General features: G+C 70.2%; 10 protein-coding genes. 3 read left to right on the top strand and 7 right to left on the bottom strand.

The window, feature by feature from the left end; all coding sequences use genetic code 11:
* Positions 1–427: 427 nt before the first annotated feature.
* Positions 428–1435, bottom strand: coding sequence for a stage II sporulation protein M (locus ACP4J3_RS38385; RefSeq protein WP_426540963.1), 1008 nt, complete (start codon positions 1433–1435; stop codon positions 428–430).
* Positions 1436–1565: 130 nt separating this feature from the next.
* Here ACP4J3_RS38385 and ACP4J3_RS38390 point away from each other — a divergent pair, with 130 nt between their 5' ends.
* Positions 1566–2618, top strand: a complete 1053-nt coding sequence (locus ACP4J3_RS38390; RefSeq protein ID WP_426540964.1) for an RDD family protein — start codon at positions 1566–1568, stop codon at positions 2616–2618.
* Positions 2619–2643: 25 nt separating this feature from the next.
* Here the strand turns inward: ACP4J3_RS38390 and ACP4J3_RS38395 are convergent, their stop codons facing one another.
* Both ACP4J3_RS38395 and ahcY read right to left on the bottom strand, forming a co-directional pair.
* Complete coding sequence (locus ACP4J3_RS38395) at positions 2644–3258, bottom strand: hypothetical protein (protein WP_426540965.1); 615 nt, start codon at positions 3256–3258, stop codon at positions 2644–2646.
* A gap of 347 nt (positions 3259–3605) precedes the next feature.
* Positions 3606–5063, bottom strand: a complete 1458-nt coding sequence (gene ahcY, locus ACP4J3_RS38400; protein ID WP_426540966.1) for an adenosylhomocysteinase — start codon at positions 5061–5063, stop codon at positions 3606–3608.
* Between the two features lie 496 nt (positions 5064–5559).
* Here ahcY and ACP4J3_RS38405 point away from each other — a divergent pair, with 496 nt between their 5' ends.
* Positions 5560–7692, top strand: coding sequence for a fructose-specific PTS transporter subunit EIIC (locus ACP4J3_RS38405; protein WP_426540967.1), 2133 nt, complete (start codon positions 5560–5562; stop codon positions 7690–7692).
* A 139-nt stretch (positions 7693–7831) separates the two neighbouring features.
* Positions 7832–8515 (top strand): signal peptidase I, encoded by a 684-nt coding sequence (lepB, locus tag ACP4J3_RS38410; protein ID WP_426540968.1) that lies wholly within the window; start codon positions 7832–7834, stop codon positions 8513–8515.
* A gap of 65 nt (positions 8516–8580) precedes the next feature.
* Here lepB and ACP4J3_RS38415 read toward each other — a convergent pair whose 3' ends face one another.
* The 4 genes from ACP4J3_RS38415 to ACP4J3_RS38430 all read right to left on the bottom strand — a co-directional run bounded on the left by ACP4J3_RS38415 (position 8581) and on the right by ACP4J3_RS38430 (position 12450).
* Positions 8581–9561, bottom strand: a complete 981-nt coding sequence (locus ACP4J3_RS38415) for a cation diffusion facilitator family transporter (RefSeq protein WP_426540969.1) — start codon at positions 9559–9561, stop codon at positions 8581–8583.
* Between the two features lie 183 nt (positions 9562–9744).
* A complete protein-coding gene (gene manA, locus ACP4J3_RS38420; RefSeq protein WP_426540970.1) occupies positions 9745–10896 on the bottom strand; it encodes a mannose-6-phosphate isomerase, class I in 1152 nt (383 codons plus the stop codon).
* Between the two features lie 119 nt (positions 10897–11015).
* Positions 11016–12143, bottom strand: coding sequence for an SIS domain-containing protein (locus ACP4J3_RS38425; protein ID WP_426540971.1), 1128 nt, complete (start codon positions 12141–12143; stop codon positions 11016–11018).
* 136 nt (positions 12144–12279) lie between these two features.
* The gene (locus ACP4J3_RS38430; RefSeq protein WP_007382472.1) at positions 12280–12450 is read right to left on the bottom strand and encodes a Trm112 family protein; all 171 of its coding nucleotides are present in this window, start codon (positions 12448–12450) and stop codon (positions 12280–12282) included.
* Positions 12451–12740 lie beyond the last annotated feature (290 nt).

The following is a 12740-nucleotide window of genomic DNA, read 5'->3' on the forward strand; positions in this document are numbered from 1 at the left end:
TATCAACATATCTGGCGTTGACTTTTGGCACGCTGTTGAGTTCTCAAGGAACGGACGCTTCCTTTGTACTCACCCTCGCGGGCTTTCCTCCGGGCTTCCCTTCGATCTTGCGTTTCCGACTCTATCAGATCCTTTTCCGATCCGATTTCCTCGGTGCTTTCCAGGTTCCCGCTCTCGCGTTTCCCTTTCCGGCGACCCCGACTTTATCAGAAGTTTCGGGCCGGACTGACCAGCCACTCATTTCCGAAATCATCGGGAGGGGCTTCTCGGGAATCGATGTTCCACTGAAGCAGACAGATTTTCACTCGCCCGGGTGGACTACATCCACTTCCAGACAACTGTTCAAATCTACCTCCCCACACGCTCCGTGTCAACGGCTCTTGTGAGGCGAAGAGGACACTAGCAGCTCAGTAGGCGTGCTCGCACATCAGGCCGCTGTCGGAACGGCGGCGCTGCGTTCGGCCGCCTCGAGGTCACCGGTGTCTCCGGCGCGGGCGGCACGGCCGCCGACGACATAGACGTAGGCGAGGAAGACCAGTTCAGCGACGACGCCGATGGTGATGCGTGCCCAGGTGGGCAGGCCCGAAGGGGTGACGAAGCCTTCGATGGCGCCGGAGATGAAGAGCACCAGGGCGAGACCTATCGCCATGCCGATCGCGGCTCGGCCCTCTTCGGCGAGGGCCGTGCGGCGGGTGCGGGGTCCGGGGTCGATGAGGGTCCAGCCGAGGCGTAGGCCGGTGCCGGCGGCTACGAAGACCGCGGTCAGTTCGAGGAGGCCGTGTGGCAGGACGAGTCCGAGGAAGGTGTCCAGGCGTCCTGCTGAGGACATCAGGCCGATTCCGACGCCGAGGTTGAGCATGTTCTGGAAGAGGATCCAGAGAACTGGGAGGCCGAGGAAGACGCCGAGGATCAGGCACAGGGCGGCGGCCCATGCGTTGTTCGTCCAGACCTGGGCGGCGAAGGAGGCCGCGGGGTGGCTGGAGTAGTACGTCTCGTACTGGCCGCCGGGGCGGGTGAGCTCGCGCAGTTCGCTGGGGGCCGCGATGGTGGCCTGTACTTCGGGATGGGTGCCTATCCACCAGCCCAGGAGGGCCGCGACGAGGGTGGACAGGAGCGCGGTGGGTACCCACCAGTGGCGCGATCGGTAGACCGCGGCCGGGAAGCCGTAGGCGAGGAAGCGTGTGACATCGCGCCAAGAGGCGCGGCGTGTGCCTGTCACGGCACTACGCGCGCGTGCCACGAGTTGGCTGAGCCTGCCCGTCAGCTGAGGGTCGGGGGCGCTGGACTGGATCAGGGACAGGTGGGTGGCGGTGCGCTGGTAGAGGGCGACGAGTTCGTCGGCCTCGGCGCCGGTGAGGCGGCGCTGGCGCCCGAGCAGGGCGTCGAGGCGGTCCCATTCGGCTCGGTGGGCGGTGACGAAGACGTCGAGGTCCATCTGGTTTTCTGCTCCTCGGCTGTTCGTCGGCGACTCGTCGTAGGTGTCAGCTTGTCGTACTGCGACGCAATGCGCCCACAGCTTGGCAGACTGGCCATTCCAAGGGCAGGTCAGGGGAAGGACGGACGGCGTGAGTGAGCTGGTCACGGGTGAGGCGGTGGCGCTGGAGTTGCGCCCGGCGAAGCTGCCCAGCAGGGCGCTGGCCGTGCTGCTCGATCTGGCCGTGGCCTTCATCGCCTACATCGTCGTGACCATGGGCGTGGTGGCTGCCACCGCTTCTCTGGACGAGGCGGCGCAGACCGCGCTGTCGATCGCGATGTTCGTGCTGCTGCTGGTGGGCGGGCCGATCGCGGTCGAGACGCTCAGCCATGGGCGGTCGCTCGGGAAGCTGGCGTGCGGGCTGCGGGTGGTGCGCGACGACGGCGGACCGATCCGTTTCCGGCACGCACTGGTACGAGGCCTTATAGGTGTCATCGAGATTCTGATGACCTTCGGGGTCGTCGCTGTCATCGCCTCGCTGGTGTCCGCGCGCGGGAGGCGGCTCGGTGATGTGTTCGCCGGGACTCTCGTCGTGCGGGAACGGGTGCCCCTCACGCGGACGGGGTTCGTTCCTCCGCCTCCGCCGTGGTTGGCCGGGCGGTTCTCGGCGCTCGATCTGTCCTCGGTTCCCGATGGGCTGTGGCTCGCTATTCGCCAGTACCTGACACGGATGCAGCAGCTCGACCCGCAGGTCGCCTGGAGCATGGCGGAGCGGCTCTCGTCGGATCTCGCGGCGCGCACGGGAGCTCCGGCTCCGCACGGTGTGCCGCCGGCCGCGTATCTGGCCGCGGTTCTGCAGGAGCGGCAGCAGCGGGAGGCACGGCGGGCCTTCGGAAATGGGTCGGCTGGGGGTGGTGGGACACCCAGCGGCGCCGAGATGGTGAGCGGGCCGGGGAGTGGGACTGGTGCGCCGGGGCCGTACGGTCCGCCGGTCGCGCCGCCCGTCGCGCCAACGCCCCCGCCGTCGGTTGTCGCCTACGGCTCGGGCGTTGCTCCGGGTGGGGATCAGCACGCGGCTCGGACGGAAGAGGGCCGTTCCCCCTCCCCCGTGTCGGCGGACGAAGGCACGGTGCAGCAGGCGTCGCCGGCCCACGACACGGCATCGGCCGACCGACCCGCCACCGGCTTCGTTCCCCCCGCCTAGCGCGCCCCGTTCTGACCGGCCTCGCTCAGACGAACGTCGACGGCGGTGAGTCCAGGTCCTCCAGCTCGACGCCGGGTGCGGCGAGGACCACGTCTCCCGCGATGTGTACGGCGTGCTGCTCCCCCGTGTCCAGGGCTGTGACCTGGTATTCGTCCACGGTCAGGGGGCCGTTGTCAGTGGCGTGTGTTTGTCTGTTCACCAAGGCCCAGGACTGGTCCACGGTGCGCGGGGCGAGTACCGGATCCGTGAGGGCCACGAGCCGGACGCGGGTTGCCGAGTCGGAAGGGGTGAGGCGGAGGAGACGGGTGGTGGCGATGAGGAATGCGGGGGACGTCCCGGTGAAGGCATGGGCGCGCACATTGCCTTCTGTGGCGTACTCCCCGGTGGGGTCGGTACGGACCCAGGTGACGCCGTCGAGAGCGGCGCCGCGTACCTGCCAGCCGCCGGCGTGGAGTTCGAGGCGGATGGGGCGGCCGAGTTCGTCGAGGGCAAGGTCGACGGAGCCGCTGTGATCGCCCGCGGGGGTGGTCCGCTGGGCGACATAGCGCCAGCCGGAAGGGCCGGGGGCGCAGTGGAAGTGCTCTTCTGCGAAGGGGGTGTGATCGTGCGGATCGTGGAGCGAATAACGGCCGCGGGGCATCGGGGTCCTGGGGCTTGACGGACGGGCTGGTCCCGGCCACTCGGGCTGATGAGGCTACTGGACCGGCCATGTGGGCCGACGGGGCAGGCCCCCGGCACGGGGGTGCGGGGGCCTGCCCCGGAGGAGCTGCCGCTGCGCGGCGCGTCAGTGCACGGGCGCGCTCGTGGAGAGATGCCGGGCAGCGGACCACACGGGCGGAGAGTGGCGTGCGGACTGCCCGTGCCGCTGGTTGCCGTACGAGCGCCGTCGTACGGCAACCAGCGACCGGCGACCGGCACCTGGCTCAGGCAGGCCGGCTCAGCGGCCGCTCGGCCGGTGGGGGCGGTCCGGCTCGTCAGTGGGTCCGCTCAGTAGCGGTAGTGGTCCGACTTGTACGGACCCTCGACCTTGACGCCGATGTAGGCGGCCTGCTCCGGGCGGAGCGTCGTCAGCTTCACGCCGAGCGAGTCCAGGTGGAGGCGGGCGACCTTCTCGTCCAGGTGCTTGGGCAGCGTGTACACACCGGTCGGGTAGGCGTCCGGCTTGGTGAACAGCTCGATCTGGGCCAGGGTCTGGTCCGCGAAGGAGTTGGACATCACGAAGGACGGGTGACCGGTGGCGTTGCCCAGGTTCAGTAGGCGGCCCTCGGAGAGGACGATGATCACCTTGCCGTCGGGGAAGGTCCAGGTGTGGACCTGCGGCTTGACCTCGTCCTTGACGATGCCCGGGACCTTGGCGAGGCCGGCCATGTCGATCTCGTTGTCGAAGTGGCCGATGTTGCCGACGATCGCCTGGTGCTTCATCTTGGCCATGTCCGAGGCCATGATGATGTCCTTGTTGCCGGTCGTGGTGATGAAGATGTCGGCCTTGTCGATGACCTCGTCGAGGGTCGTGACCTGGTAGCCGTCCATCGCCGCCTGCAGGGCGCAGATCGGGTCGATCTCGGTGATGATCACGCGGGCGCCCTGTCCGCGCAGGGACTCCGCGCAGCCCTTGCCCACGTCGCCGTAGCCGCAGACGACCGCGGTCTTGCCGCCGATCAGGACGTCGGTGGCGCGGTTGATGCCGTCGACGAGGGAGTGGCGGCAGCCGTACTTGTTGTCGAACTTCGACTTGGTGACGGCGTCGTTGACGTTGATCGCCGGGAACAGGAGGGTGCCGTCGCGCTGCATCTCGTACAGGCGGTGGACGCCGGTCGTGGTCTCCTCGGTCACGCCGCGGATCTCGGAGGAGAGCTGGGTCCACTTCTGGGCGTTCTCGCCCAGGGTGCGGTGGAGCAGTTCGAGGATGACGCGGTGTTCGTCGGACTCGGCGGTGTCGACGGCCGGGACCTGGCCGTCCTTCTCGTACTCGACGCCCTTGTGGACGAGGAGGGTGGCGTCACCGCCGTCGTCCAGGATCATGTTCGGGCCGCCGGTGGGGGTGTTCGGCCAGGTCAGGGCCTGCTCCGTGCACCACCAGTACTCCTGGAGGGTCTCGCCCTTCCAGGCGAAGACCGGGATGCCCCGGGGGTTGTCGGGCGTGCCGTTCGGGCCGACGGCGATCGCGGCGGCGGCGTGGTCCTGAGTGGAGAAGATGTTGCAGGACGCCCAGCGGACCTCGGCGCCCAGGGCTACCAGGGTCTCGATCAGGACGGCGGTCTGCACCGTCATGTGCAGGGAGCCGGTGATGCGGGCGCCGGCCAGCGGCTGGGCCTCGGCGTACTCCTTGCGGATCGCCATCAGGCCGGGCATCTCGTGCTCGGCGAGGGTGATCTCCTTGCGGCCGAACTCGGCCAGGGAGAGGTCGGCGACCTTGAAGTCCTGTCGGTTCTCGACAGTCGTCATTACGAGCTGCTCCTCGGGGTTGGGTCGAGGGTGGGTACGGCTGGTCTGCGCGGCGGCGGACACAGGAGTGCCCGAAGAGGACACAGGCATGCCCGCGTGCGCGCAGCGCAGTCCGTCGGAGGCCCTCTCTCCCTCGGCCGGTCCGTGTCGGGACCGCCCGACCGCCATCAGCAGCGACGTCTGGCTCCGTCCCAAGCTACACCGGGATGCCCGACCGTCCCCAGTCCGCCTCCGAACAGATCTCGCCAACGAGGGGGCGTGGCGGGCGGGGGGCTGGGAGTGCCGTTCGTGGGTGGGGTGACGGTCAGGTGCGGGAGCGGTAACAGGACGCCAACGAACGGTTCACAGGAGAAGGCAAGCCAGGATGCCGCGGGACCTTTGGGCCTTTGAGCCTGCGGTGAGGTGGTGCAGGATGCCTGGAGATCGGAACACCTGATCGATCTTGCGGGGCGTCCGGGACGGCGTTTCCGCACGACAATGGCGTTAGGAGATCGACGTGACCAGTCCGGCCGGCCCTCCCCCCACGGGCAGCGGCGGTGACGAGCAGAAGCGGTTGCGGCTGCTCGCGGTGACCGCGTGCCCGACCGGCATCGCCCATACGTACATGGCGGCTGAGAAGCTCGCGCAGGCCGCCGAGAGCCGCGGTGTCGACATGAAGGTGGAGACACAGGGATCCATCGGGGCTGAAAATGTCCTAGATGACAACGATGTCAATCACGCGGACGGCATCATCATCGCCGCGGACAAGGACGTGGACCTGAGCCGTTTCGCCGGCAAGCGGGTCCTGACCGTCGGGGTGGCCGAGGGCATCCGCCACCCCGAGCAGCTGATCGAGCGGGTGCTGTCGGCGCCCGTGCACGCGGTAGGGGGCGCCCCCACGGCTCCCGCGACCGGCGGCGGCAGGGAACGCAGCGTCGGATACAAGGCGCTGATGAACGGGGTCAGCTACATGATCCCGTTCGTCGTGGTCGGCGGCCTGCTGATCGCGATCTCCCTCTCGCTCGGCGGGCACACGGACCCGTCGGGTGGATTGGTCATCCCGAAGGACTCCTTCTGGATGGATGTGAACAACATTGGCGTGATCGGCTTCACGCTGATGGTGCCGATCCTGTCCGGTTACATCGCGTACGCCATCGGGGACCGGCCGGCCCTCGTGCCCGGCATGATCGGTGGCTGGATCGCCAACACCGGTGAGCTGTACGGCTCCAAGGCGGGCGCCGGGTTCATCGGCGCGATCGTGACCGGGTTCCTCGCCGGGTATCTGGTGCGGTGGATCAAGAAGGTCAAGGTCCCGAAGTTCGTGCAGCCGATCATGCCGATCATCGTGATCCCGATCGTGGCGACGACGGTGCTCGGGCTGTTCTTCATCTACGTCATCGGCAAGCCGATCTCCTGGGTGTTCGAGAACCTGACCGACTGGCTCAGCGGGATGACCGGCACGAGCGCGATCCTGCTCGGCGCGATTCTGGGGCTCATGATCGCGTTCGACATGGGCGGGCCGGTCAACAAGACGGCGTTCCTGTTCGGCGCGGGCCTCATCGCGACCGGCAACCAGACGGTCATGGGCATGTGCGCGGCCGCGATCCCGGTCATGCCGTTGGGTCAGGGTCTGGCCACGCTGATACGCAGGCGGCTGTACACCGAGCAGGAGCGGGAGACCGGGCTCGCCTCGCTGTTCATGGGCTGCTTCGGCATCTCCGAGGGCGCGATCCCGTTCGCCGCGGCCCGGCCCGCACAGGTCATCCCCGCCAACATGCTGGGCGGCGCGGTCGCCGGTGCGGTCGCCGGAGTCGCGAGCGTGGAGGACGCGGTGCCGCACGGTGGGCCGATCGTGGCCGTGCTGGGCGCGGTGAGCGGGGTGCCGATGTTCTTCGTCGCGGTGGTGATCGGTTCGGTCGTCACCGCGGTGACGACGGTCGCCCTTGTCGACCTGGTTGAGCGCAGGCGGCGCGGAGAAGCGGGCGCCGGCCCGGTCGGGCCCGAGGCTGCGCTGGTCGGGGCCGGTGTCGGAGCGACGGGGGCCGGTGCTGTCGTAGGGCAAGGGGCTGCATCCGCCAAGACGACGACAGCCACGGCTGTGGACAGTGCTGCGGCCGCGGAAGCCGAAGCCGAAGCCGCCGTACCGAAGCAGGCCTCCCCCGCCGAACCGGACGAAGGCGGCGGGGCCTCGGGCGAGGTCCTGTCCGGCCATCTCACCGAGCGGAGCGTCAAGGTCCGGCTCGGCGCCTCCGACAAGGAGTCCGCGATCCGTGAGATGGCGGAGTTGCTCGCGCGGACCGGCAGGGTCGCGGATGTGGACGAGTTGGTGGCGACCGCCTTGCGGCGGGAGGAGCAGGGGACGACCGGGCTCGGGGACGAGATCGCGATTCCGCACGCCAAGACGGATGCGGTGAGCGCGCCGGTCGTCGGTTTCGCCCGGTCCGCGGAAGGCGTCGAGTGGGACTCGCCGGACGGTACGAAGGCAAGGCTGGTGTTCATGATCGCCGTACCGGAGGCGGCCGCCGGGGATGAGCATCTGCGGATTCTGGCGCTGCTGTCGCGGAAGTTGATGGATGCGGGGTTCCGTGAGCGGTTGCTGGACGCGGCGGACGCATCGGCCGTGATCGGGGTGCTGCGCGAGGTCGGGTAGGCGCGTGTGCGGGCCCGCGTTCCCGAGTCCGGGGGGCGCGGGCCCAGGCGTCGATGTGGCTGCCGAATGCGGTGCACAGCCCGGTCGTATGGACCCGCTACGCTCTGCGGCCGCGGATGGGCCGCAGGGGAGGGGCGTTATGGCCGGCAAGGGGCGGGGGCTGGGGATCGCTGCCGTGGTGGTGGGCCTGGTGGGCGTGCTGTTGGGGCTGGGCGGGTTGGCCTGGGCGCGGCAGGGGTTCGGGGGTTCCGTCGTGGCGAGCGACAGCATGCGGCCGACGTATCGGCCTGGTGACCGGATCGTCTTCGAGCGGGTCGACGGCAGTGATGTGCGGGCCGGGGACGTCGTGTTGTTCTCGGATCCGGATCGGTACGGCTTCGACGCGCTGGTGATGGAGCGGGTCATCGGCGTGGGCGGCGACCGTGTGGCGTGCTGCGAGGGAAACGGGGCGGATGCGCGGGTCACGGTGGACGGGGAGCCGCTGGAGGAGCCGTATCTGAAGGGCGGGGAGGCCAGCGGGTTCGGCATGCCCTCCTACGACGTGCGGGTTCCCGAGGGGCGGCTGTTCCTGCTGGGTGACTACCGCGCCAACGCCCGTGATTCGCGGGCCTTTCTCGACGACCAGGGCGGGACGGTGCCGGTGTCCGCGGTCCGGGGGCGTGTGCTCGACGACTTCACCGTGCCGGCGGTCCTCGGGACGGCGATCATCTTGGGGGTGGTGCTGGTGCTGGTCGGGGTCGGTCTGGGGATCGCCGCCGTGGTCGTACGGCGGCGGGCGCGGGCGGCTGTTCCGCCCGCAGCGCCCTGGATGATGCAGGCTTGAGGGCATGCACCAGAGGGGTCTGCCGGAACGGTTTGTTCCGGCAGACCCCTCAAGGTGTGCGGGCGTCAGTGGTCCGTGTCGTGCGAGGCCGGTCCCCCGGGTGTCGCCTCGCGGTCGGCGCCCTTGGCGGCCTCGGCCTCGCTGTAGATGTCGGGTTCGAGGTAGATGACGCGGGCGATCGGGACGGCCTCGCGGATGCGGGCCTCGGCGGCGTCGATGGCGGAGGCGACCTCGGCGGCCGTGTCCTCGTGCCGGACGGCGATCTTGGCGGCGACCAGGAGCTCCTCGGGGCCGAGGTGCAGCGTGCGCATGTGGATGATGCGGGTGACCGTGTCGCCGTCGACGACGGCGGCCTCGATCTTCTGGACGTCCTCGACACCCGCGGCCTCGCCGAGCAGCAGCGACTTGGTCTCGATGGCCAGGACGACGGCGATCAGGACGAGCAGGACACCGATGCAGATGGTGCCGATGCCGTCCCAGACGCCGTCGCCGGTGATCAGGGCCAGGCCGACGCCGCCCAGCGCGAGGATCAGACCGACCAGCGCGCCCAGGTCCTCCAGGAGGACGACGGGCAGTTCGGGGGCCTTGGCGTGGCGGACGAACTCCTTCCAGGACTTCTTGCCCCGCAGGGCGTTGGACTCCTTGATGGCGGTCCGGAAGGAGAAGGCCTCGGCGATGATCGCGAAGACGAGGACGCCGACCGGCCAGTACCAGTGCTCGATCTCGTGCGGGTGCTTGATCTTCTCGTAGCCCTCGTAGAGGGCGAACATGCCGCCGACCGAGAACAGGATGATCGAGACGAGGAACGCGTAGATGTAGCGCTCGCGGCCGTAGCCGAAGGGGTGTTGCGGGGTCGCCTCGCGCTGGGCCTTCTTGCCGCCGACCAGCAGCAGGGCCTGGTTGCCGGAGTCGGCGAGCGAGTGCACGCCCTCGGCGAGCATCGACGACGAGCCGCTGAACGCGAACGCCACGAACTTCGATGCCGCGATCGCGAGGTTGGCGGCGAGTGCCGCCACGATCGCCTTGGTACCGCCTGACGCGCTCATGTGTCGCGTTGTCCCTTCGCCTTCGTAGGCCTTCGTAAGCCTTCGTAGCCTTCGTGCGTACGCCGTCCAAGGCGTCGCCGAGGGGAGCGCGCGGCCCCCGATCGGCTTTGCCCGTCCTTTGCCGGTGGGCCATTGTTGCAGCCCGGTACGACAACGGCGCGCCGGGTCGTCGGATGCCCTCGGTCAGGCGACGACCGTGGCCCGGAAGACCGTACCGGCCCCGGACACTTCGGCCTTTTCGCCCGCCGGTACGAAGACGGATTCGCCGGGCGTCAGCTCGTGTTCCCCGGCGCGGACGGCACCGGCCGTGCAGAGCAGGATCTGCGGGGTCGCGCGCGTGAGGTCGTGCGCGACGGTCCCCTCCGGGAGGACGTACCGGGACAGACGGAACTCGTCGATCGGGGTCTCGTAGACCTCCTCGCCGTCCGGGGCCGCCTCCGGGCGCAGCACACCCGGGTCGCCCGCCTCGAAGCGGACGATGCGCAGGAGTTCGGGGACGTCGACGTGCTTGGGGGTCAGGCCGCAGCGCAGCACGTTGTCGGAGTTGGCCATGATCTCGACGCCGAGGCCGTTGAGGTAGGCGTGCGGGATGCCGGCGCCGAGGAACAGGGCCTCGCCGGGCTGCAGGCGTACGTGGTTGAGCAGCATCGCGGCGATGACGCCGGGGTCGCCCGGGTAGTGGTGGGCGATGTCGGCGTACGGGGCGTAGTCGCCGCCTAGGCGGGAGCAGGCGGCCGCGGCCTCGGCGACGGTGTGGGCCATCTCGTCCGGGTCGGCGGTGAGGATCGCGGTGAGCACCTCGCGCAGGGCCGCATCCTCGGGATGGGCGTGCAGCAGATCGACGTACGGCTTGAGGGAGTCGACGCCGAGGCCGTCGAGCAGGTCGGCGGCCCGGACGGGGTCGCGGAAGCCGCACAGGCCGTCGAACTCGGTGAGCGCGCAGATCAGTTCGGGCTTGTGGTTGGCGTCCTTGTAGTTGCGGTGGCCGGCGTCGACCGGGATGTTGCGGCGCTCTTCGTCCTCGTAACCCTCCTTGGCCTGCTCCAGGTTGGGGTGCACCTGGAGGGAGAGCGGGGCGCCGGCGGCGAGGATCTTGAGCAGGAACGGCAGGCGGGGGCCGAACTTCGCGACGGCCGTGGCGCCCAGTTCGCGCTCCGGGTCGGCCTCGATGACCTCGACGAGCGTGCCGCGCCCGGTGCGCGAGGGTGCGCCCGGGTGCGCGCCCATCCACATCTCCGCCTGCGGTTCGCCGGTCGGCTCGACGCCGAGGAGCTTCGGGATCGCGGTGGTGGAGCCCCAGGCGTAGGGGCGGATGGTGTTGTCGAGGCGGTCCATGCGGTTGTCTGCCTGCTCTCTGTGCGTGCGGCGCGGTCTCGTTGTGCGGGACGTGAGTTCGCCTTGCGTACGACTGCCGGTTCCACGGGCGTACGGCCGTCAGGGCGTCCCGGGACAGATCAGGCTCTCGAGGCGAGCGCGAGGTAAACGGCGGCGAAATCCGTGATGGCGATCAGCTCCGCGAGCGTCTCGAGTTCGTCGCCGGGCTCCGGCTCCAGTTCGCTGATGGGTGTGTCGTGGCTGAGGGCCAGGTCGCGGGCGGACGGCGCGGCGGTGAGGCCGCCGATCGGGCGGTCGCGCAGCAGCAGCACGCGCGCGTGCAGGGCCGGTGGCTCCTCCACGCGGTCGCGGAAGAAGTCGTCGGGGTCGGCGCTCGCCGCGAGGCGGCCGGCGAGGAGGGCGCTGTGGGAGGCGAGGGCCTCGGGCAGTTCGGCGACGAGGGCGGGGTGGCCGGAGAGTTCGGCGAGCGCGGCGGCGAAACGGCGGCCGGCCGGGCCGGCGGAGACGCCCTCGGTCCAGATCAGCGGGAGCGCGTCGGCGAGTTCGGCGGCCAGGGTCTTGGCGGGGTTGCTGTACGTCGCGATGGCGGGGCCGCAGCGTTCGGCGATGTGGTCGAGGCGGTCGGCGACCTTCTCGACGGCGTCGGGCGGGGCGGTGAGCAGGCCGGTGCGGTCGAGGAGCGCGAGGAGTGGGGTGAGCAGCGCCCACAGGACGCCGGGGGCGGAGGCGGTGAGGGGTTCGTCGTGCTCGTACGGCGCGGTCGCCATCGGTACGAACAGGCCGTGGTTGCCGTGCACCGCCGCGGTGAGCGGGGTGTGGGCGGGGGCCACGGCGACCACCGTGCAGCCGCGGCGGTACGCCTGTTCGGCGAGCAGTGACAGACCGGGTTCGGTGCCGTCGGGCGTGGCGATCAGCAGCAGGTCCACGGAGCCGGCCCAGCCGGGCAGCTCCCAGCGCAGGGCGCCGGCGGCGGGGGCGACGCCTGACGGGGCCAGTCGGGTGACGGGGCTGGTGGCGCCGGCGAGGGTGCCGAGGAGGTCGGCGACGCAGATGGCGGCGGTGCCGGGGCCGGCGATCAGGATGGCGCGGGGGCGGCCGTCCGGCTTCAGGTCGTTGACACCGGCCTCGGTGGCGTGGCGGGCGGCGGTGCGGACGCGGGCGCCGGCTTCGGCCGCGCCTCGGAGCAGGGCACGGCGGTCGGCCTCGGCGAGCGCGTCCGGCGTGTCGAGCAGCGATTCGTCGAGCATGGGCGGCAGCCTCCGATCGCCGGGGCGTGGGTGTGGATTTGTTGTGCGGTTCGCGGCTGTTGTCGTGTTGTGCGGTTGGGCGGGCCCTGGCCGGGGTCGGCTTGCGGCCGTGGTTGTGGCCGTGGTTGTGGCTTTGTTACGCCGGGCGGCGGGCCTCGTCCACGAGCAGTACGGGGATGCCGTCGCGGACCGGGTACGCCAGGCCGCAGTCCTGGCCGGTGCAGATCAGCTCGGTGTCCTGCTCCTTGAGGGGGGCGTGGCAGGCCGGGCAGGCGAGGATCTCCAGGAGGCCGGCTTCCAGCGGCATGGCGGGTCCCTTCCGGGGGTGGGGGCGGGTGGTGCGTGCGTGTGCGGATGTGCCTGGTCAGGGTACCGCCGGTGGGGGCGGGGTGCCGGGGTTGGGCGGGGGTGGGGTTGACCGGGTGGGGTCGCCCCCGCCGCCCCTACCCGTCCCGTCCTCCAGGGGCTCTGCCCCTTCGACCCCGTGGCCTTCTGGGGGCTGCGCCCCCAGACCCCCGCTGTCGGCCCTGAACGGGCCTCGTCCTCAAACGCCGGACGGGCTGAGATTGCCTGGACCGGCGATGACAGTGACCGGGC

The organism is Streptomyces sp. UG1 (genome assembly GCF_049974585.1).
Lineage (GTDB): Bacteria > Actinomycetota > Actinomycetes > Streptomycetales > Streptomycetaceae > Streptomyces.

Coding starts and splice junctions, on each gene's coding strand:
- ACP4J3_RS38415 (WP_426540969.1), bottom strand. CDS start 9,561: ATGAGCGCGTCAGGCGGTACCAAGGCGATCGTGGCGGCACTCGCCGCC.
- ACP4J3_RS38395 (WP_426540965.1), bottom strand. CDS start 3,258: ATGCCCCGCGGCCGTTATTCGCTCCACGATCCGCACGATCACACCCCC.
- ahcY (WP_426540966.1), bottom strand. CDS start 5,063: ATGACGACTGTCGAGAACCGACAGGACTTCAAGGTCGCCGACCTCTCC.
- ACP4J3_RS38385 (WP_426540963.1), bottom strand. CDS start 1,435: ATGGACCTCGACGTCTTCGTCACCGCCCACCGAGCCGAATGGGACCGC.
- ACP4J3_RS38430 (WP_007382472.1), bottom strand. CDS start 12,450: ATGCCGCTGGAAGCCGGCCTCCTGGAGATCCTCGCCTGCCCGGCCTGC.
- lepB (WP_426540968.1), top strand. CDS start 7,832: ATGGCCGGCAAGGGGCGGGGGCTGGGGATCGCTGCCGTGGTGGTGGGC.
- ACP4J3_RS38425 (WP_426540971.1), bottom strand. CDS start 12,143: ATGCTCGACGAATCGCTGCTCGACACGCCGGACGCGCTCGCCGAGGCC.
- manA (WP_426540970.1), bottom strand. CDS start 10,896: ATGGACCGCCTCGACAACACCATCCGCCCCTACGCCTGGGGCTCCACC.